We start from the raw sequence: 21,516 nt of genomic DNA, 5'->3' as shown, positions 1-21,516 counted from the left end.
GAACCTTTACGCACTCTGGAGCTTGCGGTATACATGTTCGTTCCCTCGACCTTTGCTGTCGCACTCCTCATGACGATCCTCAGCACCATCTGCTGGGGATCGTTCGCCAACACGTTCAAAGGCACGAAGAACTACCGCTTCGAGCTTTATTACTGGGACTATGCGATCGGCATCTTTCTCATCGCAGTGATTCTCGCCCTCACGATGGGGAGCTTCGCCGGTGGACCAACGTCCTTCGTTCAAAACCTCCGGGATGCAGATGGCCTGAATCTGTTCTATGCAGCGGTTGGCGGATTCATCTTCAACATCGCCAACGTGCTGCTGATCGCCGGCATCGAAATCGTCGGTCTCGCTGTTGCCTTTCCGCTGTCTATCGGAATCGCGCTGGCTGAGGGAGCGATTCTTGCTTACGCGCTGCAGCCGAAAGGCAATCCTGTGCTGCTCGGCGTCGGCGTGCTGATGAGTCTCGTGGCTGTGGTCCTGGTCGGCAAAGCATATGGCGCGCTGCGCACGGGCGGCGAAACTGTTTCGCGCAAAGGTGTGATCGTCTGTGTCATCTCCGGTCTGCTCATGGGGACGTGGGCACCGTTCGTCACGCTGGCAATGACCCGCGGCGCGCACACGCTGACACCCTACACGACGACCGTGTTCCTCACGCTGGGTGCGTTCCTCTGCTGCTTTGTGTTCAACGTCATTCTGATGCGCAAGCCGATCATCGGCACGCCGGTTGCGGGCAGAGATTACTTCCGCACATCCGCGAAATATCACGGCCTCGGGTTGCTGGGTGGCGCGATCTGGGGCACGGGCATGGCACTCAATCTGGTCGCGGGATCGGCAGTGGGTGTGTCGATCTCGTACGCGATCGGGCAGGCGTCGCCCATGGTGGCGTGCCTCTGGGGCGTCTTTGTCTGGCACGAGTTTCGCGGTGCCAGCACGAAGGCCAAGAGTTATCTGGCGGCGATGTTTGCCGCATATATCCTCGCGATTGTCCTGATTGCGAGCGCGCATTCGTCGTAGCCTTTCCGGAAGCACCAAGGAGTTTGATTCGCATGAGCCGCACTGTTCTTGTTCTCGGCAGCTTTGTCGCCGACGTCGCGTTTCGCGCCTCGCGCCTGCCTGCCTGGGGCGAGACGCTCATGGGTTCCAACTTCGCGCTCGGACCGGGCGGTAAAGGATCTAATCAGGCCGTCGCTGCAGCGCGGGCAGGGGCGCAGGTCCAGATGGCCTGCAAACTCGGTGACGATCCCTTCGGGCAGCTCGCGCGAAAGACCTGGGCTGACGCGGGTATCGATGCATCGTTGACTCGCAATTGCGGTACAGCGACTGGAGCCGCGGCCATCCTGATCGACGAGGTGCGCGGCGAAAACGGAATCATTGTCGTGCCGGGCGCCTGCTTCACGATTACGGCTGAAGAGCTCGAAGCGATGGCGGGCGCTATTCGCTCCGCACACATCTTTCTCACTCAGCTCGAGATGCCGGTCGAGATTGTTGAACGTGGCATGAAGATCGCGCGGGACGCGGGCGTGACGACCATCCTGAATCCTGCACCCGCGCCGCCGAAGCCTCTTCCTGACAGCATGCTTGCGCTGGCTGATTACGTCGTGCCCAACGAGAGCGAGGCTGCAATTCTCACGGGGCTTCCCGTGGACACGATCGAGCAGGCAGAGGGTGCGGCCGCTGCGCTACAGCAACGCGGTGCACGCAACGTCATCCTCACACTAGGAGCGCGCGGTGCCCTCGTTCGCACCGCCGCTGGCGATTCAACGATTGTCGACGCGTTCAACGCAGGTCCGGTGCTTGAAACCACCGGAGCAGGCGATGCCTTCTGCGGAGGTTTCGCCGCGGCGCTCGCCGAAGACATGCCGCTGCTCGATGCGGTGCGCTTCGGCTGCGCGACGGCCGGCATCTCGGTGACTCGGCATGGCACCGCGCCATCGATGCCGAAGCGCGCGGAGATAGACGCGTTGATTGCCCAGGACTGAAGGCCGGTCATGCAGTCGCGAAGAGCGTCCCTTGCGCGTGCTGCGGGGAAGCGAATCCCGTTAGGCGTGCCGGTTGCGGCGACTTCTTCCCGATCGCTCCCGCGGCTTGCGAGCCGAGCGCATTCGACAACAGCGCATCGGTAAAGCGGCGCGCGAGTCCGTGCTTGCGGCAGGCGGCGCGTACACGTTCGGCGACCATCTCGCGATAGCCCGCGTCCACGAAGTCAGCGCGCGCGAAGCGCTTCGTGTAGTCGTCCACAAGATGGGGGAAGTGCTCGCGAACAAAGCTCATCCACGTGGGACGCGAGCACGACTTGAGAAACAGCGGGTGCGCTCCCAGGAAGCTCGCACCCGCTGCCGCCGCGCGGCTGGCGACCGCGTCCAGCGCGCGCGGAGTGTCGTTGATTCCGGGCAGCAACGGCGAACAGAGCACGCCCGTCGTTATGCCCGCATCGCGCAGCTTCTTCACTGCAGCAAAGCGAAGATCCGGACGCCGCGCACGCGGCTCGAGCTTGCGCGCGAGCGCCGAGTCCGTCGTCGTGATTGTGAGGTGAACCACCAGCGTGTTCTTCTGCGCGATCTCGCCGAGCAGATCGATATCCCGTTCGATCAGCGTCGACTTGGTAACAATGCCGATGCGGTATCCTTCACGCCGCGCGAAGACCTCCAGAAGCGATCGCGTGATCCCCACGCGCCTCTCAACAGGCTGATAGGGATCTGTCGCCGTCCCGATGGCGATCTCCTGCTTCGGATCAATGCGCTTCAACTCCTGCTCAAGCAGCCACGCGGCGTTCTCTTTCAAATAAATCTCATGCTCAAAGGCCGCCGCCCAGGGCTGCACCGGCCCGTCGTAGGTGCCGATGGGCACATCGGCAACCGGCTCTGGCTGAAGAAACTGATGGGTGTAGCGGGCGTAACAGTAGCGGCAGCCGAACTCGCATCCGCGGAACGGATTAATGGACCAGGCGACCCAGCCCATGCGCTTCGAGACGGAGTGGTTGAGCAGGGAGCGTGCCTTCATCGCCTTGAACTCGATGAGGTGGCCGTCGTCCGCATGCGTGGCTTCAGCGGCCAGCCGCGCCAGACCGACGGGCCCGGAAGGCAGGATAGGGAAGAGGAACTGGCCGTTCGCTGGAGCTGTCTTGATTTTCGCCATTTCTTCGCCTCATTGAAGACGAGAGTAGCGGTATAGTTTGGGTGTGTCAAGGCTCACTTTTGATCTTTATTCCGGCGAATCAGGCGGAACACATCCCCTCCGAACTCATGCAGCTCGTCGTTCAGCACCGACGTCGCGAGGGACATCGCGAAGGCCTCGGATTCGTTCCCAAATCCATGGTCAACCTTCGGGTAATAGGCCGTTGTTAGCGCCGTTGCGGTCGCGATGCCCGCAAACTTCGGCCAGTTGATCGCCGGCGAGCCGTCGTTCTTCTGCGTGATTACGGTTCGCTCGGCCGCATATACCAGGCGGTGAACCGGAGTCATAGTCGGACCCATGATGTAGTAGCGCGGGTCGTCACGGAACGCAGCTGCGTAGACGCCGTAGGCGAAGAACGATTGCGTCGTCTGCTTGATGGCGAGATCGCGGAGGCGTTCTTCGAAGGCTCCTGTGTCGGTTCCCGTGTGGGGACGGCTATTGCGCCACTGGCTCCAGCCCGCGGAGAACACCGTTCCAAACGCTTCGCCCACCGTCACGCGGCTGGCGATCGACAACTTGACCTTCTCAAGCGCATCCAGCGGCTGGGCCTGCTCATACGGACGTACGACGCGGTGGTACTTGCGCGCGGGCCTTTCGACGGCGCTTTCCTCGACATTTCTCACAGGCACAACCGGCGCGTCCGGCGCGATCTCGGCGTCTGAGGTGCTGGCCGCCAGCAGCGTGCCCGGAGAGTCCGGCAATGCCGCTATCGCGGCTATGTTTTCGGCCGGTTTGGCCGCATCCGTTCTCGAATCCTGCGCTCCGGCAGACCCCACCGCCAGTGCCATCGCCAATGCGATCGGCAGCCCCGAAATGCGCCGTCTGGCGCCCGATTTGCGTACAAAGGCCCACATACTCAGGATTGGGACGACAGGCCGCAAAAGCGCGTTGTCCCGGAGAATGGTTGCCCGAAACTAGCGAAACTGGGCATTTTTCATGGGTTCCGTTGACTCTGCGAACCAATTCCGTCATACTTAGAGGGTTGTCTGTGCCTCTTGCACAGACCGCAGTCGAAACCACGCCCATGCGGTGCACTGCATGTCTCTCTGGCGCCAGCCGATCGAGGGAACCGGGGTGGGAGACGAAGGGAATTTAGAAGAGATATGGCACGTAAAGTTTCCAAGAATACAGCGAAGGCGCGCGCGCTTGTCGAGAAGCGTCCGTATGCCATCAACGAGGCAATCCCGCTGCTCCAGAAGGCGAAGTTCGCCAAGTTCGACGAGACCGTCGACCTGACCCTGCGCCTGGGTGTCGACACCCGCCACGCTGACCAGATGGTCCGCGGGACGGTCGTTCTTCCCCACGGTTTGGGCGGAAAGAGCAAGGTTGTAGCGGTCATCGCTTCGGGCGACAAGGTTCGCGAGGCCGAGGCGGCTGGCGCGGAGTTTGTTGGCGGCGAGGACCTGGTTGAGAAGATCCAGAAGGAGAACTGGACAGCTTTTGACGCGCTGATTGCGACGCCCGACATGATGCGTTCGGTCGGCCGTCTCGGGAAGGTGCTCGGCCCGCGTGGCTTGATGCCGAATCCCAAGACTGGCACGGTGACGACGGATGTTGCCGGTGCGATCCGCGAGATCAAGGCCGGTAAGGTCGAGTTCCGCGCGGACAAGACGGCGCTGGTTCATGTTCCCGTGGGCAAGCTGAGCTTCACGCCGGACAAGCTTGAGGCCAACGCGATGACGGTCGTTTCCGCTGTTGTGAAGGCGAAGCCGTCAGCGGCGAAGGGCAAATACATCAAGCGGATTGTGCTGAGCTCCACGATGGGCCCCGGCATTGAGCTGCAGGCCGAGACCGCGGATATCGCGACCAAGGCGTAACGACTGGGGCGTAAGCCCCGCATGCGCGGGCGGAATGTAGCATCGCGCCAGGAATATTGAGCCGTCCCGCAGCTAAAGGCGCGAGCGGCAACTGGAAGGCAAGGGTTTTCTCATGGCACTCAGTAAGTCAAAGAAGAACGAGAAGGTGAAGCAGCTCGCATCTGAGCTGGAGACTTCGACCTCGGCCATCATCGGAACCTTCACCGGCCTCACCGCCGCGAAGGACTTCGAACTGCGCAAGACGATTCGCGCGGCGGGCGGACGTTACCACGTTGTGAAGAACAAGCTGGCGGCGAAGTCGGCGCAGGGCACGAAGGTTGAGAAGGCGCTGCAGGGACTGAAGGGTGTCAGCTCAGTGGCTTACACCTCGGGCGACCCGGTCGCGCTGGCCAAGGCGCTCTCGACCTGGGTGAAGGACAACGCGGAGTTCACCTTCAAGCTTGGCATCGTCGACGGCAAGGTCATCAATGTCCAGGAGATTCAGTCGCTCGCGACCCTCCCGGGCAAGGAGGAGCTCTTCTCGAAGCTGCTCTTCCTGATCAACGCTCCGGCGACGCGTCTGGCCACCGTGATCAATGCGACCGGCCGCAACCTGGCTGTCGTGGTGAACCAGGCTGTCGAACAGAACAAGCTCGGCGGTGGCGCTGGCGAAGCTCCCCAGGCCGAGGCGAAGGCAGAGGGCAAGTCTGAGCCGGCGGCTGACAAGGCCGCGGCCACCGAAGCTGAAGCGCATGTGGAGGAGTCCCAGGCGGGCGAGCAGCCCTCCGGCGCGGCTCAGCCGGAGAATTCGACGGCATCGCAGGGCGGCGCGGCCGCTGGCGAAGCGCCGGTCGAAGGCAAATAAGTTTCGCCGTTCTGAGCTTCGGGGGCGCTGGTCTGGGCGCAACGGAAACCCGGAGGTGAGGGGCGGCAACCTTGGGCGCGAGCCCTGGGAAATGCAATCGGAAACACCGAGTTTTAGAAATTAGCAGTAACTGGAGAACAAAATGGCAGACATTCAGCAGTTGGAAGATCAGATCGTTAGCCTCACCCTGCTCGAGGCTTCAGAGTTGGTGAAGAAGCTCGAAGAGCGTCTTGGCGTTTCGGCGGCTGCGGCCACCGTTGCGGCGGCTCCGGCAGCGGGCGGCCCTGCGGCTCCGGCAGCCGAGGAGAAGACCGAGTTCACCGTCATCCTCAAGGATGCCGGAGCGAACAAGATCAACACCATCAAGGCAGTGCGCGAGGTCACCTCGCTTGGTCTCAAGGAGGCCAAGGACCTGGTCGACGGCGCTCCCAAGCCTCTGAAGGAGAACATCTCGAAGGAAGATGCGGCAGCCATCGCCAAGAAGTTCGAAGGCGTCGCGACCGTCGAGATCAAGTAAATTCACGACTTTCGTGAATTTACGGGGAGGGCGACCGGCTTTAGTCGGCGCCAGCCTCAGCCTTCGTAAGGGTAAGGTTATTCAGGACTTTAGTCCTGGCTGGCCACAGAAATAAGAATGCAGTGACCGGTCGGTATCGTCGGGGCTTCGGCTTCGGCGGTACCGTTCTGGCACTTCACTTGCATTCTTGTGTATGTTTACTGTATCCTTACCAATGGGCGAGGATCGCGGCTGCTAACGGGCGCAGCCGTTACGAGCAAGGGCTCGGTGATCCACATACCAGGCATTCGTGATACGGCACCAGTATTCGGCGGCGAAGTAAGGCAGCAGAAGTTTCCTAGCATTATCCGGTTCATCCTGCGGATTGGGACGCAGGCTACGGAGCCGGCCATCCTGTGGTTCGAGCGGCGGATCCACAGGGTGAAACGTCTGACCAAGCGGCAAACTCTTGAGGCCTTGCGGCGGGCTCTCAAAGGGCGGCGACTATACAGCGTTTCGACCTACATTCTGAACCAAGAGATCAATCCGCGCTCTTCGGGCATCCGCGCCCGCAGGGCGTTTTCGGCGTCTTTGCAAGCACCTAACGCCGCGCGCTCATGCCGGACCTTCTGTCCTGCGTAGCGCCTTTTGTAGCAGCTTCCCATGTGGAAGCGAAATACCAAGTTTGTACCTCGCAGAATGCTTCGCGGGGAGCAGCACAGCGCGCCTTGGGCGTGGCCGGTAAACGAGGACGGTCACCCCGAACGGGCGCAACAGCAAGTCCAAGCGAAAGAGATCGTCCGACCGGCGGCTTCTTCTCGCTCCCTCGAGCCCAGCAACTGGCCCCACAACCCGGGGCCGAGCAACAGGAGAGCTCATGTCCGACTCGACCAACCAGAACGAATTGCGTGCGGTTCGTACCCGTCTCGACTTTTCGAAGATTCCAACCAGCATTCAGATTCCAAACCTCATCGAGGTCCAGCGCCGCAGCTACGAGCGCTTCCTGCAGATGGATAAGCTGCCCCAGGAGCGCGAAGACAACGGCCTGCAGTCTGTTTTTACATCCGTCTTCCCCATCACTGACTTCCGCAATGTCTCCGAGCTGGAGTTTGTCGACTACACGATCGGCAACTGGGAGTGCAAGTGCGGGTACCTCAAGGGCCTGAACCACCTGCGCACCGCCTGCTCGAACTGCGGGCACATGGTGATCACCGACCCGTTCCACCCGGGCGACGTCCTTTGCAAGTTCTGCGGAACCTACAACAAGAACACCCCCGACTTCTGCACCAAGTGCGGCGATCCCGTCGGCCTGCAGCTGAAGTATGACCAGGCAGAGTGCGAAGAGCGCGGCATGACCTACTCCGCGCCGCTCAAGGTCACCATCCGTCTCAAGATTTACGACAAGGACCCCGAGACTGGTGTGAAGTCCCTGCGCGATATGAAGGAGCAGGAGGTCTTCTTTGGCGACATTCCGCTGATGTCGGCCAACGGAACCTTCATCGTCAACGGCACCGAGCGCGTTATCGTCTCGCAGTTGCACCGTTCGCCCGGCGTCTTCTTTGAGACCGCGAACAACCGCACCTACTTCCTCGGCAAGATCATTCCGTACCGCGGCTCATGGGTGGAGTTCGAGTACGACCAGAAGAACACGCTCTACGTCCGCATCGACCGCAAGCGCAAGTTCCTGGGCACCATCTTCCTGCGGGCTCTCGGCCTTCGTACTGACGAGGAGATCCTCAAGACCTTCTACACGGTCGACACGATCAGCGTGAAGGACGCGAAGCTCCACTGGACCGTCACGTCCGAGGACAAGCCAACGCATCTCGTGGGCACGCGTTCCACCTCTGCCATCCACGGTGGCAAGGGCGCGCACGAGGAGATCGTCTCCTCTGGCAAGAAGATCGGTGCCTCCGCGCTGAAGCACATCCGTGCGGCCGGCATCCAGTCCGTCGAGGTTGAGACCTCCGAGTTCGAGGGCGCGATGACCGCCTCCGACGTCGTCGACATGACGACCGGCGAGCTGCTCTACGAAGCCAACGCTGAGCTCACCGCTGACAAGCTGCACAAGATCCTGCAGTCCGGCGTTACTTCGTTCGAGGTCTTCTTCCCCGAGCGCGACGACGTCGGCAACATCATCTCCAACACGCTGCGCCGTGACTCCGTTCGCAAGCCTGAGGAAGCTCTCATCGAGATCTACCGCAAGCTGCGTCCGGGCGATCCTCCGACGCTTGACACCGCGACTGCGCTCTTCGAAGGCATGTTCTTCGATCCGCGCAAGTACGACTTCTCGCGCGTCGGCCGTCTGAAGTTCAACATCAAGCTGTACGAGAACCAGGAAGCCACCGGTCTCGACAAGCGCACGCTGACGCCTGAGGACTTCTACGGAACCATCCGTTACCTCCTCAAGCTGCGCAAGAACATCGGCCTCGTCGACGACATCGACCACCTTGGCAACCGCCGCGTTCGCGCGGTCGGTGAGCTCATGGAGAACCAGTTCCGCATCGGTCTAGTTCGCATGGAGCGCGCGATCAAGGAAAAGATGTCGGTCTACCAGGAGATGTCGACGGCCATGCCGCACGACCTCATCAACGCCAAGCCCGTCATGGCCGCGATCCGCGAGTTCTTCGGTTCATCGCAGCTCTCGCAGTTCATGGACCAGACCAACCCGCTCTCGGAGATCACGCACAAGCGCCGCCTGTCGGCCCTTGGACCTGGCGGTCTGTCGCGTGAGCGTGCAGGCTTTGAGGTCCGCGACGTTCATCCGACGCACTACGGCCGCATCTGCCCGATTGAGACGCCGGAAGGCCCGAACATCGGACTGATCAGCTCCCTCAGCTGTTTCGCTCGCATCAACGAGTACGGCTTCATCGAGTCGCCCTACCGTCGCGTCAAGGACGGCAAGGTGCTCGACTACGTTGCCGTCTCGAATGCCGGCGAGTCCGGGCTCCGTCAGGGCGACACGCTTGAGATCAATGAGGCTCAGAAGCTGAACAAGCAGCTCAAGAAGGATGGAAAGCGCACCATTGACTTCGAGCCCTTCAGCTTCTATCTCTCCGCGTGGGAGGAAGATCGCCACACGATCGCGCAGGCCAACATCGATCTCGATGCCGAAGGCAAGATCACCGAGGACCTGGTCAACGCCCGTAAGCAGGGCAACTTCGTTCTCGTGCCGAAGGCGGAGGTCGATTACATCGACGTCTCGCCGAAGCAGCTCGTCTCCGTGGCCGCCTCGCTCGTGCCGTTCCTTGAGCACGACGACGCGAACCGCGCGCTGATGGGCGCGAACATGCAGCGCCAGTCGGTTCCTCTGCTCGTCTCTGAGGCACCGTATGTCGGCACCGGCATGGAGGGCGTCACCGCGCGCGACTCCGGCGCCGTCATCCTGGCCAAGCGCAACGGCATCGTGGACTCGGTCGACTCCGAGCGCATCATCGTGCGCGTCGAAGGCGAGCATCACCCCACGCAGCTCTCGCGTGAGGTCGGCTCCGACATCTACCAACTCACGAAGTTCAAGCGCTCCAACCAGAACACCTGCATTAACCAGAAGCCGATCGTTCGCAAGGGCGACCGCGTGCTGAAGGGGCAGGTGATCGCGGACGGTCCGTGCACGGAGCAGGGCGAGCTTGGCCTCGGCCGCAACGTGCTCGTCGCGTTCACACCGTGGCGCGGTTACAACTTCGAGGACGCGATCCTGATCTCCGAGAAGCTTGTGAAGGAGGACTACTACACCTCCATTCACATCGAGGAGTTTGAGATCGAGGCTCGCGACACGAAGCTCGGACCGGAGGAGATCACGCGTGATATCCCCAACGTCTCCGAGCATGCATTGCGCGATCTCGACGAGAGCGGCATCATCCGCATTGGCGCGAAGATTTCGCACAACGACATCCTCGTCGGCAAGGTCACGCCGAAGGGCGAGACGCAGCTCACTCCTGAGGAGAAGCTGCTCCGCGCCATCTTCGGTGAGAAGGCCGGCGACGTGCGCGACGCCTCGCTCACCTGCCCTCCGGGCATTGAGGGTACGGTCGTCGACGTCCGCATCTTCTCCCGCAAGGGACAGGAGAAGGACCAGCGCGCTCTGCAGATTGAGCAGGAGATGATCGAGAAGCTCGAGCGCAACCTCGCCGATGAGATTCGAATTCTCACCGACGAGCGCCTCAAGCGCCTCGAAGCCATCCTCGGCTCGAAGGAAGTCCAGGCCGACCTGCACGACGAGCGCACCAATAAGAAGCTGCTCTCGAAGGGCGACATCCTCGACCGCGACACGATCGAGCTCATCTCCACGCGCAACCTGAAGCGTATCCGCTACGCCGACAAGGACCCGCGCGTGAACGAGCAGATCGACGAGATCGAAGAGATGACCTCACGTCAGATCGACGTTCTCCGCAAGATCACCAACGAAAAGATCACCAAGATGGGCAAGGGCGACGAGCTCTCACCCGGCGTGATCAAGATGGTGAAGGTCTACATTGCCATGAAGCGCAAGCTCTCGGTCGGTGACAAGATGGCCGGTCGCCACGGTAACAAGGGCGTCATCTCGCGGATCCTGCCGGAAGAGGATATGCCGTACCTCCCCGACGGAACGCCTGTCGAGATCGTTCTCAACCCGCTCGGTGTGCCGTCGCGTATGAACGTCGGTCAGATCCTCGAGACGCACCTCGGCTGGGCCGCGCATGACCTTGGAGCCAAGGTTGCGAAGCTCGTCGAGAACTTCCAGCAGGCTTCCGAAGTTCGCGAGGTCTTCAAGGAGGAGTTCAAGAACACCGCTGCACTCAACCAGCTTCTCGAACTTGATGACGAGCAGACTCTGCGCGTCGCCAAGGGCATGAAGAAGGGCATCTGGTTCGGCACCGCTGTGTTCGATGGCGCGCGCGAGACCGAGATCAAGGCACTGCTCGCAGCAGCGGGTCTGCCCTCATCGGGTAAGAGCGCTCTGATCGATGGCATGACAGGTGAGACATTCGAGCAGCCGGTGACGGTCGGCTACATCTACATGCTCAAGCTGTCGCACCTTGTCGACGACAAGATCCACGCCCGCTCCATCGGACCGTACTCCCTCATCACGCAGCAGCCGCTGGGTGGCAAGGCGCAGTTCGGTGGACAGCGCTTCGGTGAGATGGAGGTCTGGGCGCTCGAAGCTTATGGCGCCGCCTACATCCTGCAGGAGCTCCTGACCGCCAAGTCCGACGACGTTTACGGCCGCACCAAGATCTACGAGGCCATCGTCAAGGGTGAGGCTGCCATCGAGCCTGGCGTGCCCGAGTCGTTCAACGTGCTCATCCGTGAGCTGCAGTCGCTCTGCCTCGACGTCGAGCTGGTCAAAGTAAACGGCACGCACGACGAAGGCATCCCTGCACTGCCGGAGCTGGCCGTAGCCGATTAGCCAATCCGCCCACCTCTGCTCTTCCTGAGCTTGCGTAACGGCAGGGAAGAGCAGAGGACAGGGCGATGACCAAAGATTCAGTGACCGCAGACCACCGCAGTCACAACGCAATAAGCAGCAGTACAGCAGCGAAGCTCGCAACAGGCTCTCAGAACCCGAGAGAGCGAACCAAAAAGTTGGCATCGAGCTAAGCACTGCAACGGAGAGAAAAAACATGTTCCGCTCCAGCCCCTTCGAGCTCGCCGGTCCCATCACCGACTTCGACTCCATTAAGATTCAGCTCGCCTCGCCCGAGAAGATCCGCTCGTGGTCGCACGGCGAAGTCACCAAGCCCGAGACCATCAACTACCGCACCTTCAAGCCGGAGCGCGATGGCCTGTTCTGCGCCCGCATCTTCGGCCCCATCACCGATTGGGAGTGCCTCTGCGGCAAGTACAAGCGCATGAAGCACCGCGGAGTGATCTGCGACAAGTGCGGCGTTGAAGTCACGCTGTCCAAGGTCCGCCGCGAGCGTCTCGGCCACATCGAGCTCGCCAGCCCCTGCTCGCACGTGTGGTTCTTCAAGGGCCTGCCCTCGCGCATCGGCCACCTGCTCGACATCTCGCTGCGTGAGCTCGAGGCCGTCCTCTACTTCGAGTCCTACGTTGTCGTCGATCCAGGCGACGCGCCGGTCAAGGAGCGCGAGGTCATCAAGGACGAGAACCGCTTCCGCGAGCTCGACCAGCAGTATCGCCCCTCCGGCTTCAAGGCCATGATGGGCGCCGAGGCCATCAAGGAGCTTCTCAAGCGCGTCGAGATCCAGGAGCTTGCTATCGAGCTCCGCGAGCGCATGAAGACCGAGACCTCGCTGCAGAAGAAGCTCAAGTACTCCAAGCGTCTCAAGGTTGTCGAGGCCTTCCGCAAGTCCGACAATAAGCCGCAGTGGATGATCCTCGACGTGATCCCCGTGATCCCGCCCGAGCTTCGTCCGCTCGTGCCACTGGATGGCGGCCGCTTCGCGACCTCGGATCTCAACGATCTGTATCGCCGCGTCATCAACCGCAACAACCGCCTCAAGAAGCTCATGGACCTCCATGCGCCTGAGGTCATCGTGCGCAACGAGAAGCGCATGCTGCAGGAGGCCGTCGACGCTCTGTTCGACAACGGTCGCCGCGGCCGCGTTCTCCGCGGTGCGAACAACCGTCCGCTGAAGTCGCTCTCTGACACCCTCAAGGGCAAGCAGGGCCGCTTCCGTCAGAACCTCCTCGGCAAGCGCGTCGACTACTCCGGCCGTTCCGTTATCGTCGTCGGCCCCGAGCTCAAGCTGCACCAGTGCGGTCTTCCCAAGAAGATGGCGCTCGAGCTTTTCAAGCCGTTCATCTATCACCGCCTGGAGCAGACCGGCCACTGCACCACCATCAAGCAAGCCAAGGAGATGGTGGAGCTGCAGGAGCCCATCGTGTGGGACATCCTCGAGGAGGTCATCAAGGACCATCCCGTGCTGTTGAACCGCGCTCCGACGCTGCACCGCCTCGGCATCCAGGCCTTCGAGCCTGTGCTCGTCGAGGGCAAGGCCATCAAGATTCACCCGCTCGTCTGCACCGCCTTCAACGCGGACTTCGACGGCGACCAGATGGCCGTGCACATTCCGCTGTCTCCTGAGGCGCAGATTGAGGCTTCGGTCCTCATGCTCGCGTCGCACAACATCCTGTCGCCGGCCTCCGGCCAGCCCATCACCGTGCCCACGCAGGACATGGTGCTCGGCCTCTACTATCTGACCAAGTCCAAGGTTGGCGCCGTAGGTGAAGGCCGTGCCTTTGCCAACGTCGAAGAGGTCCTCATGGCGCTCGAGGCCAAGCAGGTGGAGACGCTCTCGCCGATCCGCCTCCGCTACACCGGCCCCGTGCTCGACATGACCACGGCCTACGACGACCAGGACATCACGCACACCGAGCCCGTGCACTTCAACAAGCAGTACATCTCCACCACGGTCGGCCGCGCCATCCTCAATGACGCGCTGCCTGAGGGGATCCCGTTCATCAACGGCCTGCTCAAGAAGAAGGGCATCGGGCAGCTGGTCAACTACTGCTACCTCAACCTCGGCCTCGAGGTCACAGTCCGCGCGCTCGACCGCATCAAGGAGCTTGGCTTCCAGTACGCCACCCGCTCCGGTCTGTCGGTCGGCTTCGATGACATGGTCATCCCCGAGTCGAAGTACACCGTCGTTGCCGACGCTGAAAAGCAGGTCATCGCTCTGCAGGGCCAGTATCTCGAAGGCTCCATCACCAACCAGGAGCGCCAGAACAAGGTCACGCAGCTGTGGTCTGGTGTCACCGACCGCGTCGCCGACGAAATGTTCAACAACATGAAGAAGGCGGACAAGGAAGGAGCCATGAACCCGATCTACATCATGGCTGACTCCGGAGCCCGTGGTTCCAAGCAGCAGATCCGTCAGCTCTCCGGCATGCGCGGCCTTATGGCCAAGCCGTCCGGCGAGATCATCGAGTCGCCCATCAAGGCCAACTTCCGCGAGGGTCTCACCGTGCTCGAGTACTTCATCTCGACCCACGGCGCCCGCAAGGGTCTGGCTGACACGGCGCTCAAGACCGCTGACTCCGGCTACCTCACCCGCCGACTTGTTGACGTGGCTCAAGATGTGATCATCTCCGAGCACGACTGCGGCACCGTCGAGGGCATCTACGTCACCCCGATCATCGAGGCCGGCGAGACCATCGAGCCGCTGCGCGACCGCATCATCGGCCGCGTGTCACTCGAAAAGCTCAAGGACTTCGAGGGCAAGGTCATCGTCGATATCAATGAAGAGATCGACGAAGACAAGGCCTCCGCTGTTCAGGCTGCGGGCATCGAGCGTGTCAAGATTCGCTCGGTTCTCACCTGCGAGTCCAAGCGCGGTTGCTGCATCCTTTGCTACGGCCGTAACCTCGGCTCGGGCAAGATGGTGGAGATGGGCGAGGCCGTTGGCGTCATCGCGGCGCAGTCCATCGGCGAGCCCGGAACGCAGCTCACCATGCGTACCTTCCACGTCGGCGGCACAGCCTCCCGCGTGGCGGATGCCTCGCACCTCGAAGCCAAGAACGCCGGCAAGACGCACTTCATCAACCTGGTCACCGTCCGCTCCAAGGAAGGCGGCCTGGTTGTCATGAACCGCTCCGGTTCTCTCGCCATCATCGACGAGAAGGGCCGCGAGAAGGAGCGTTACGCTCTCGTCTACGGCGCCAAGCTCCGCGTTGAGGACGGACAGGAGGTCAAGCTCGGCACCCTGCTCGGCGAGTGGGATCCGTACACCTTCTCCATCCTTACGGAGATCGCCGGCACCGTGCAGTTCAAGGACTTGCAGGAAGGTGTCACTGTCAACGAAGAGATCGACGAGGTCACTGGCCTCTCCCGTCTCGTCGTCTCCGAGTCCGCCGATGAGAAGCGCCAGCCGGCAATTCTCATCAAATCCGGCAAGGGAACGCAGAAGCGCTACCTCATGCCGTCACGCGCCTACCTCATGGTGCAGGACGGTGACGAGGTTCATCCTGGCGACATTCTCGCCAAGATCCCGCGCGAAACCACCCGCACCAAGGACATCACCGGCGGTCTGCCGCGAGTCGTCGAGCTCTTCGAGGCCCGCAAGCCGCGCGATCCGGCGATCATCTCCAAGATCGACGGCGTGGTCCGCTTCGGCGATGTCACCAAGGGTCAGCGCAAGGTCTACGTCACCGCCGACAATGGGCAGGAAGAGGAGTACAGCGTTCCGCGCGGTGTCTACGTCAACGTGCAGGAAGGCGAACGCCTCCGTGCCGGTGACGCACTCATCGACGGCCCGCGCAATCCGCACGACATCCTTGAGGTCCTCGGCGAGCGCGAGCTTCAGCAGTACCTCGTCAACGAAATCCAGGAGGTCTACCGTCTCCAGGGCGTGTCCATCTCGGACAAGCACATCGAGACGATCGTCCGCCAGATGCTTCGCTGGGTGAAGATCGAAGAGGTTGGCGACTCCAACTTCCTGCTCGAGCAGCAGATCGATCGCTTCCGCTTCAACAACGAAAACCAGCGTGTGTTGATGGACGGTGGCCGCCCCGCAATCGGTCGTCCGCTGCTCCTCGGCATCACCAAGGCGTCGCTCTCCACCGACAGCTTCATCTCGGCGGCGAGCTTCCAGGAGACCACCCGCGTGCTCACCGAAGCCAGCATCAACGGCTCGATCGACGCGCTGCGCGGCCTCAAGGAGAACGTCATCGTCGGCCGCCTCATCCCCGCCGGCACCGGTATGGACTACTACCGCAACGTCCAGCTCTCCCCGGAGCTCGAGGAAGCGGCAGCCCAGATCCAGGCCGAGGTCCAGGAGGCCCACGAAGCCGAAGAGCGCGAGCTCGAAGCGATGCGCATGGAAGGCGAACAGGAAGAACTCGGCGCCGAAACCATCTAACCCAACGCGAGAAGCACTGCGCGCCAGAAACCAAAGGAGCGGACTCCAAAAGAGTCCGCTCCTTTTTTCGTTGAAAATCGCGTTACTGTGGAGAGTATGAGGCAAGCACACACGTTGAAGTACCTGATCCGTTTTGTTTCCGCATTTGCAATTTGCGTAACAGCTCTTTGCGTTTCCGCGCAGGTCCGCACGATCGATACTCCTGTAGCCACGCTACGGCTGTCAGAGAGGAACGGCGATCTCATCGGCGTGCACTGGAAGAATCCTGAACTCGACATCATCGGTGAAGCCCGTCTCGGTGAGAACTTTCGCATCCTTCTTCCGCAGAAGGACTATGAGGCGAATTACTTCAACAGCCGTGACCAACGCGTAAGCCACATCGAGCCAATACCCGGCGGAGTCCTGTGCACGTACGATTCGCTGCGCAATGATCGAGAGTCCCTGCCCGTCAAAGTCCAGTACCGTATCGAGGCTGTGGATGCGCAGATTCACTTCTCAATCGCGGTCGACAATCCGACGGACCGCAAACTCGCGGAAGTGATGTACGGCATCATCGGTGGACAAAAAGGCATTGGCGATCGGGCCGACACGCGGTCGATGATCCCCGGTGCGAACGACAACATTTCTCCCGCACTTTTCACTCAGTTCCGTGGCGGCTTTCGCGGAGGCAATTTCGGCATACCCTACGACGCCATGACCTTCACCTACCCCGGGGGCATGTCGATGGGCTGGATCGATATCTATAACCCAAAGGCCGGCATCGGCTATTACTACGCCAACGAGGATCCTGAGACTCGCCTGATGCTGCTGGACATGGAGCTGCGGCCGTTTTCGAAGGGCTCAGATCCCAGGGATGACTGGCCTTCACCTTCTGAACTGCCCCCGGGAGATCCCATTGGCATGACGATGGGATGGGTCAACCTCCCATACCTCAGCCACGGAACATTCACGTCTGGCCCCATCGCGCTCGAGGTCCACACCGGAGACTGGCACGAGGCCAGCAAGATTTACCGGTCATGGTTCGACCAGCACTTCACGGTCGAGCGGCCGCCCGACTGGCTTCGGAAAGAAAATGCATGGCAGTCCATCATTCTCTTCAACGGCGAAGATGTAGTACTGCATCGCTTCAACGAACTTCCGAAGCTCGCCGCCGACGCCAAAAAATATGGAATCACCACCTTTGAAATTCTTGGCTGGGACATCGGCGGTATCGATCGCGGATACCCGCAGTATCAGCCGGACCCGCGACTCGGCACGCCGGAAGAATTTCGCAAGGCCCTCGCGGATGTCCGCGCCATCGGCGTTCACCCACTCATCTTCTCCAATATTGATGTAGCCGATACGGCCACCCCGCTCTTCCAGAACAATCTCAAGCAATATGCTGTCGAGGGTCGCTATGCGCCGGACTGGACTCATTTCGGTTGGGGAGAAGGCACGATCGGCGGCCGCGCCGGGCTGGCGCGATCGGAGATGACACTCGTCAGTCCTGCCCACCCCGAATTCAGAAAGTTCGAGATGGACCAATACATGCAGCTCGTTCGTGACGGCGCAGAAGGCTTCCAGCTCGACAAGTCGGCCGGTTCAGCCGTGCTGGACTTCAACAAAACACTTTCCGTCTCCCCTGACAAGTCGCTCGTGCCCAGCATCCTTGAAACCTTCAAGCAGTTGCTCGCCAACGCCCGCACGATCACTCCGGATTTCTCTCTCGCCGGCGAGGTGTGGTTCGACCGATCGATGCCTTACATCGACGTCTCCTACATGCGCATGGGAAGCATCGATATCGGATCGCCGGTTTTGAAATACACCTTTCCCGAGTGGACTGCGACGCTCTTCGGCGAAACCCCCGGCGACTACCATCAAATGAATAACGGCATGCGCTATGGATTCGTGTGGGACCTGTCACCTCTCCACTACACCACCTCCGTCGACAACCCACTCACGCGACCGCTTGCCCGCTACGTCAGCGAGCTAATAAGGATCCGCAAGGAATACGCGGACCTGCTGTTTTTCGGACGATTCAACGACAGGATGGGCGCAACGGTTCACGGCGGCCCCAATGTCCGCTACTCCGTCTTCAAGCCATTGAAAGCAGGCCAGAGCGGAGAAGCATGCGTGGTGGTTAACTTCGACACTACACCGCAGACCGTTGACGTGAACCTCGATGGCGCCTCCGGCCAGGTCGAGGTAGCCACGCCCTTCCATGCCGACCACGCCGAGACGTTACCCGTTCGGCTCACGATTCCTCCGCAACAGCTCGCCGTAATCGTGAAACGATAACCCGCCTGCGCGTCTGATGTAGGTGAAGCCACGAAACCACTTCGCGCAAAAAAGAGGCGGACTCTTTCGAGTCCGCCTTCGCGTGTTGCTTTCCCATGAGGCTCGACTACTCTTGACTGCTCAACCCCAGACAGACGGCGGCACGGTGATCGGGCTTGCCGGCACCAATGTCGCAACAGAAACATGGGGCCAACTAAGCGGACCGAAGTTCAGCAAAACCGTTTGCGAGTACTGGATCTGGGCCGATGTAAACGTGATGGTACGCGGTGTAGTAATCGCTATCGGCGGTGAAACCGAGAACGTCGGGGTGGGAAGCCCAAGAACTGCTGTTTGAGGCTTCAGTATCTGGGTTTGGCCAGGCTTTGAAATGGGCACCAGAATCGTGTGCTCCACCTCCTCAATCCAGAATGTCGCCGTTAGCTGGATTGATTGCGCATTGGGGTTGGTCCCGGTCGCATCGCCTTGCAGAAAAGCGATATTGTCCGTGCCGCCGCCAAACGCTGGTGGAACCGGTGGTTGCGTGGTGCTAATAGAGATCGTCGTCGTTGACTTGATCGTCTGATTTTTGATGGCGTTGCGAAGAACCGAATTCGGATCAGTGATCATCGCTTGCCATTGGGCGATTGTCAGAGAGCTGAACGGCGCCACGGAAAGATTCTGCGGAATCCGCCTGGTCCCCTGGTTAGCAGCATCCTGATTCTGAAAGGGCACCTTGTTTCCGGGCTGGCCCCTGAAGAAAGGCGTGATATCCACCGCAGGTATGTTCGGCGGCCCATTCGTCACCGTTGAGGTCCCCTGCGCTTCGATCGTTGTGCCGTGAGGGATTGACCCCATCCGCACGACGGTTGCCGGATCTTGCGGGGCAGTGGTGGCCGGAACAGCCATCCACAATCCTGGTTCCGCATGAATGCCAACGGGTGCTGTTGGAATGGTTACATCCTTGATCGTTTGCAGGTAGGGCACACCATTCAGCGAAATATCCGCCTGCGTGCTGGAGCCTCGGTTCGGAACTGTGCCCAGAGAAGGTGAAAACGTGAGGCTCTCCGAGGTGAGATTCAACTCCAGAACATTGTCCGCCGGATCGGTGGTTGTAATGGGCCCAGGCATCGGCGTCGGTGTAGCCCCGCTGTCAGGCCGAAAAATCGTGTTGAATCCGCCGCCGATCCATTCACCTATGAACGCTGCAAGGGGCCCAAGTGGTGGAGGCGCCGGTGCTACAGGGATGGGTTCGCCGATAACGCGAATGGGCGGCACTGCTCCAAACTCGAAATCGGTTGGAATAGCAATAGTAGCTGTGGTTTTTACCTGATCGGCCATATCGTCTCTCCTGGCTTGCTAGAAAGAAACCGGCCCGTGATGATGCCGCAGTATTATCCCTCGGTAACCGCTTGTCAATTACGAATAGTGCCTTATCGTCGATTACGAAAGCGAAGTGCACAAGGCCCGGTGCAACGCATTAGCGGAGCCTCTGCCAGTCATCCCAGAGCCCTTTGCAGACGTCCATTCATTGCGTCTTTTGTGATGAGTGGATATCAGCACACGGCTCGCTGGTGGCTGCCCGTCGCGTACATAACTCTTGGATTAATCGAAGACGACGCCGGAACGGCAGCGATGCGTTGCGAGGGTACCTGAATAACCCGACAGGACACGAAAGTAACTCCCAACGGTGCTCCGGCGCACTATTTTTCGTGCATCTAACCGACTCAGCCTCATGTACAACTAAGGGCCTGTCCCGGATTGGTCGAGGTAATTTCCGTTGGCGAGGAAAGATATGTTGCGGCACATACACCACGCAGGAATTGCCTTCGGCTTCTCACTCGGCTTCTTGTTGCTCCAGGGATGCTCCACCGGTCCGAGTCAGCAGACACCGACCACGCCGCCGCCAACGAATGCGACGGTGATCAAACACATCGTCGTGATCATGCAGGAGAATCGCAGTACCGACAACCTGTTCAACGGCTTTCCCGGCGCCGACACCGCCCAGTCCGCGATGCAGAAGGGCAAATCCGTCCCGCTGCAGCCGATTCCGTTTGAGCAGGGATCAGACCTCGATCACAGCCACCCCGGATGGTTTGCCGACTATGACAACGGGCTAATGGATAACTTCGGGCACGTCACCACGGACTATCCTGTAGCGAACCTTGCGCTAGCCTATGTACCGCAGTCTGAAACCGTGCCGCTTTTCACGCTCGGCGAGGCCTACACCTTCGGCGACCGCATGTTTCAGTCCAACAGCGGTCCGAGCTTTGTCGCGCACCAGTACATGATTGCCGGTCAGTCTCAGGGTGCAGATGAAAATCCCGCTCCTGTAACTGATCAGTGGGGATGCGACGCCAAGCCGACAACGACCGTAGCTCTGATCGGCCCTAACGGAACAGACCTCCCCGGCGTCTTCCCCTGCTTTGACTATCAAACGATCGCCGACACTCTGGACGCAAAGGGCATCACGTGGAAGTACTACGCTCCGCCGCTCGCCACAGGTGGCTGGGCACTAGGCGGCGGCGTCTGGTCCGCATTTCAGGCGATCAAGCACATCCGTTATGGTCCTGACTGGTCCAACAATGTCATCTCGCCCGCGCCTCAGGTGCTCACCGACATTGCGGCCGGCAAGCTGGCTCAGGTTACGTGGATTGTGCCGGCGTATACCTACTCCGATCACGCTGGTCCAGGCCAGACTTCAGAAGGTCCCGACTGGGTTGCAAACATCGTGAACGCCATCGGGGCCAGCCCGTTCTGGGACTCCACCGTAATCTTCATCAGCTGGGACGATTGGGGAGGCTGGTACGATCACGTTCCCCCGCCGCAGGTCGACAACATGGGCCTCGGCTTCCGCGTTCCGCTCATCATCGTTTCGCCTTACGCGAAACACGGTTACGTCTCGCACCAGGTTCACGAGTTCAGCGGCTTCCTCAAATACACCGAAGAGGTCTTCAACTTACCGAGCCTCGGCCAACGCGATGTGAACGCCGACGACTTCTCGGACTGCTTCGACTACACACAAACACCTGAGCCGTACACCCAGGTTCCGGTGACATTCAAGCCGTCATTTTTCGTAGCCAACAAGGACCACTCGCCGCCCGACAACGATTAGCGGAAACATCTCCATCC

12 protein-coding genes are annotated in these 21,516 nt (G+C 60.6%); 9 read left to right on the top strand and 3 right to left on the bottom strand.

Annotation, left to right across the window (positions count from 1 at the left end; genetic code table 11):
• Window positions 1–33 precede the first annotated feature (33 nt).
• Window positions 34–1,017 (top strand): GRP family sugar transporter, encoded by a 984-nt coding sequence (locus VGU25_09600; GenBank protein HEV2577452.1) that lies wholly within the window; start codon window positions 34–36, stop codon window positions 1,015–1,017.
• 32 nt (window positions 1,018–1,049) lie between these two features.
• A complete protein-coding gene (gene rbsK, locus VGU25_09595) occupies window positions 1,050–1,982 on the top strand; it encodes a ribokinase (GenBank protein HEV2577451.1) in 933 nt (310 codons plus the stop codon).
• A 7-nt stretch (window positions 1,983–1,989) separates the two neighbouring features.
• Here the strand turns inward: rbsK and VGU25_09590 are convergent, their stop codons facing one another.
• Together VGU25_09590 and VGU25_09585 are read right to left on the bottom strand one after the other, a co-directional pair.
• Window positions 1,990–3,138 carry a radical SAM protein gene (locus VGU25_09590; protein HEV2577450.1) on the bottom strand — a complete coding sequence of 383 codons (1,149 nt, stop codon included), beginning with the start codon at window positions 3,136–3,138 and terminating at the stop codon, window positions 1,990–1,992.
• Window positions 3,139–3,191: 53 nt separating this feature from the next.
• On the bottom strand, window positions 3,192–3,965 hold the full coding sequence (locus VGU25_09585; protein ID HEV2577449.1) for a hypothetical protein: 774 nt from the start codon (window positions 3,963–3,965) through the stop codon (window positions 3,192–3,194).
• Window positions 3,966–4,280: 315 nt separating this feature from the next.
• On the opposite strand from VGU25_09585, the gene rplA reads away from it, so the two are divergent.
• The 6 genes from rplA (at window position 4,281) to VGU25_09555 (ending at window position 18,408) form a co-directional block, all read left to right on the top strand.
• Window positions 4,281–4,994, top strand: coding sequence for a 50S ribosomal protein L1 (rplA, locus tag VGU25_09580; GenBank protein ID HEV2577448.1), 714 nt, complete (start codon window positions 4,281–4,283; stop codon window positions 4,992–4,994).
• 112 nt (window positions 4,995–5,106) lie between these two features.
• Window positions 5,107–5,838: a 50S ribosomal protein L10 gene (gene rplJ, locus VGU25_09575; protein HEV2577447.1), complete on the top strand. Its 732-nt coding sequence runs from the start codon at window positions 5,107–5,109 to the stop codon at window positions 5,836–5,838.
• A gap of 142 nt (window positions 5,839–5,980) precedes the next feature.
• Complete coding sequence (rplL, locus tag VGU25_09570; GenBank protein HEV2577446.1) at window positions 5,981–6,355, top strand: 50S ribosomal protein L7/L12; 375 nt, start codon at window positions 5,981–5,983, stop codon at window positions 6,353–6,355.
• Window positions 6,356–7,211: 856 nt separating this feature from the next.
• A complete protein-coding gene (gene rpoB / locus VGU25_09565; protein ID HEV2577445.1) occupies window positions 7,212–11,717 on the top strand; it encodes a DNA-directed RNA polymerase subunit beta in 4,506 nt (1,501 codons plus the stop codon).
• A gap of 214 nt (window positions 11,718–11,931) precedes the next feature.
• On the top strand, window positions 11,932–16,131 hold the full coding sequence (rpoC, locus tag VGU25_09560; protein ID HEV2577444.1) for a DNA-directed RNA polymerase subunit beta': 4,200 nt from the start codon (window positions 11,932–11,934) through the stop codon (window positions 16,129–16,131).
• A gap of 96 nt (window positions 16,132–16,227) precedes the next feature.
• A complete protein-coding gene (locus VGU25_09555; protein ID HEV2577443.1) occupies window positions 16,228–18,408 on the top strand; it encodes a DUF6259 domain-containing protein in 2,181 nt (726 codons plus the stop codon).
• A gap of 120 nt (window positions 18,409–18,528) precedes the next feature.
• Here VGU25_09555 and VGU25_09550 read toward each other — a convergent pair whose 3' ends face one another.
• Window positions 18,529–19,725 (bottom strand): heme-binding protein, encoded by a 1,197-nt coding sequence (locus tag VGU25_09550; GenBank protein ID HEV2577442.1) that lies wholly within the window; start codon window positions 19,723–19,725, stop codon window positions 18,529–18,531.
• Between the two features lie 454 nt (window positions 19,726–20,179).
• On the opposite strand from VGU25_09550, the gene VGU25_09545 reads away from it, so the two are divergent.
• Complete coding sequence (locus tag VGU25_09545; protein HEV2577441.1) at window positions 20,180–21,499, top strand: alkaline phosphatase family protein; 1,320 nt, start codon at window positions 20,180–20,182, stop codon at window positions 21,497–21,499.
• Window positions 21,500–21,516 lie beyond the last annotated feature (17 nt).

This window comes from Acidobacteriaceae bacterium (genome assembly GCA_035944135.1).
Lineage (GTDB): Bacteria > Acidobacteriota > Terriglobia > Terriglobales > Acidobacteriaceae > Granulicella.
Note: the sequence above shows the minus strand (reverse complement) of the source record. Positions and strands in the feature narration are given on the sequence as shown.

What these genes read in the sequence shown, in the direction of transcription:
- rplJ (HEV2577447.1), top strand. Translation starts at nt 5,107, where the DNA reads ATGGCACTCAGTAAGTCAAAGAAGAACGAGAAGGTGAAGCAGCTCGCA.
- VGU25_09545 (HEV2577441.1), top strand. Translation starts at nt 20,180, where the DNA reads ATGTTGCGGCACATACACCACGCAGGAATTGCCTTCGGCTTCTCACTC.
- VGU25_09550 (HEV2577442.1), bottom strand. Translation starts at nt 19,725, where the DNA reads ATGGCCGATCAGGTAAAAACCACAGCTACTATTGCTATTCCAACCGAT.
- VGU25_09600 (HEV2577452.1), top strand. Translation starts at nt 34, where the DNA reads ATGTTCGTTCCCTCGACCTTTGCTGTCGCACTCCTCATGACGATCCTC.
- VGU25_09585 (HEV2577449.1), bottom strand. Translation starts at nt 3,965, where the DNA reads ATGGCACTGGCGGTGGGGTCTGCCGGAGCGCAGGATTCGAGAACGGAT.
- rplA (HEV2577448.1), top strand. Translation starts at nt 4,281, where the DNA reads ATGGCACGTAAAGTTTCCAAGAATACAGCGAAGGCGCGCGCGCTTGTC.
- VGU25_09590 (HEV2577450.1), bottom strand. Translation starts at nt 3,138, where the DNA reads ATGGCGAAAATCAAGACAGCTCCAGCGAACGGCCAGTTCCTCTTCCCT.
- rpoC (HEV2577444.1), top strand. Translation starts at nt 11,932, where the DNA reads ATGTTCCGCTCCAGCCCCTTCGAGCTCGCCGGTCCCATCACCGACTTC.
- rbsK (HEV2577451.1), top strand. Translation starts at nt 1,050, where the DNA reads ATGAGCCGCACTGTTCTTGTTCTCGGCAGCTTTGTCGCCGACGTCGCG.
- rplL (HEV2577446.1), top strand. Translation starts at nt 5,981, where the DNA reads ATGGCAGACATTCAGCAGTTGGAAGATCAGATCGTTAGCCTCACCCTG.
- VGU25_09555 (HEV2577443.1), top strand. Translation starts at nt 16,228, where the DNA reads ATGAGGCAAGCACACACGTTGAAGTACCTGATCCGTTTTGTTTCCGCA.
- rpoB (HEV2577445.1), top strand. Translation starts at nt 7,212, where the DNA reads ATGTCCGACTCGACCAACCAGAACGAATTGCGTGCGGTTCGTACCCGT.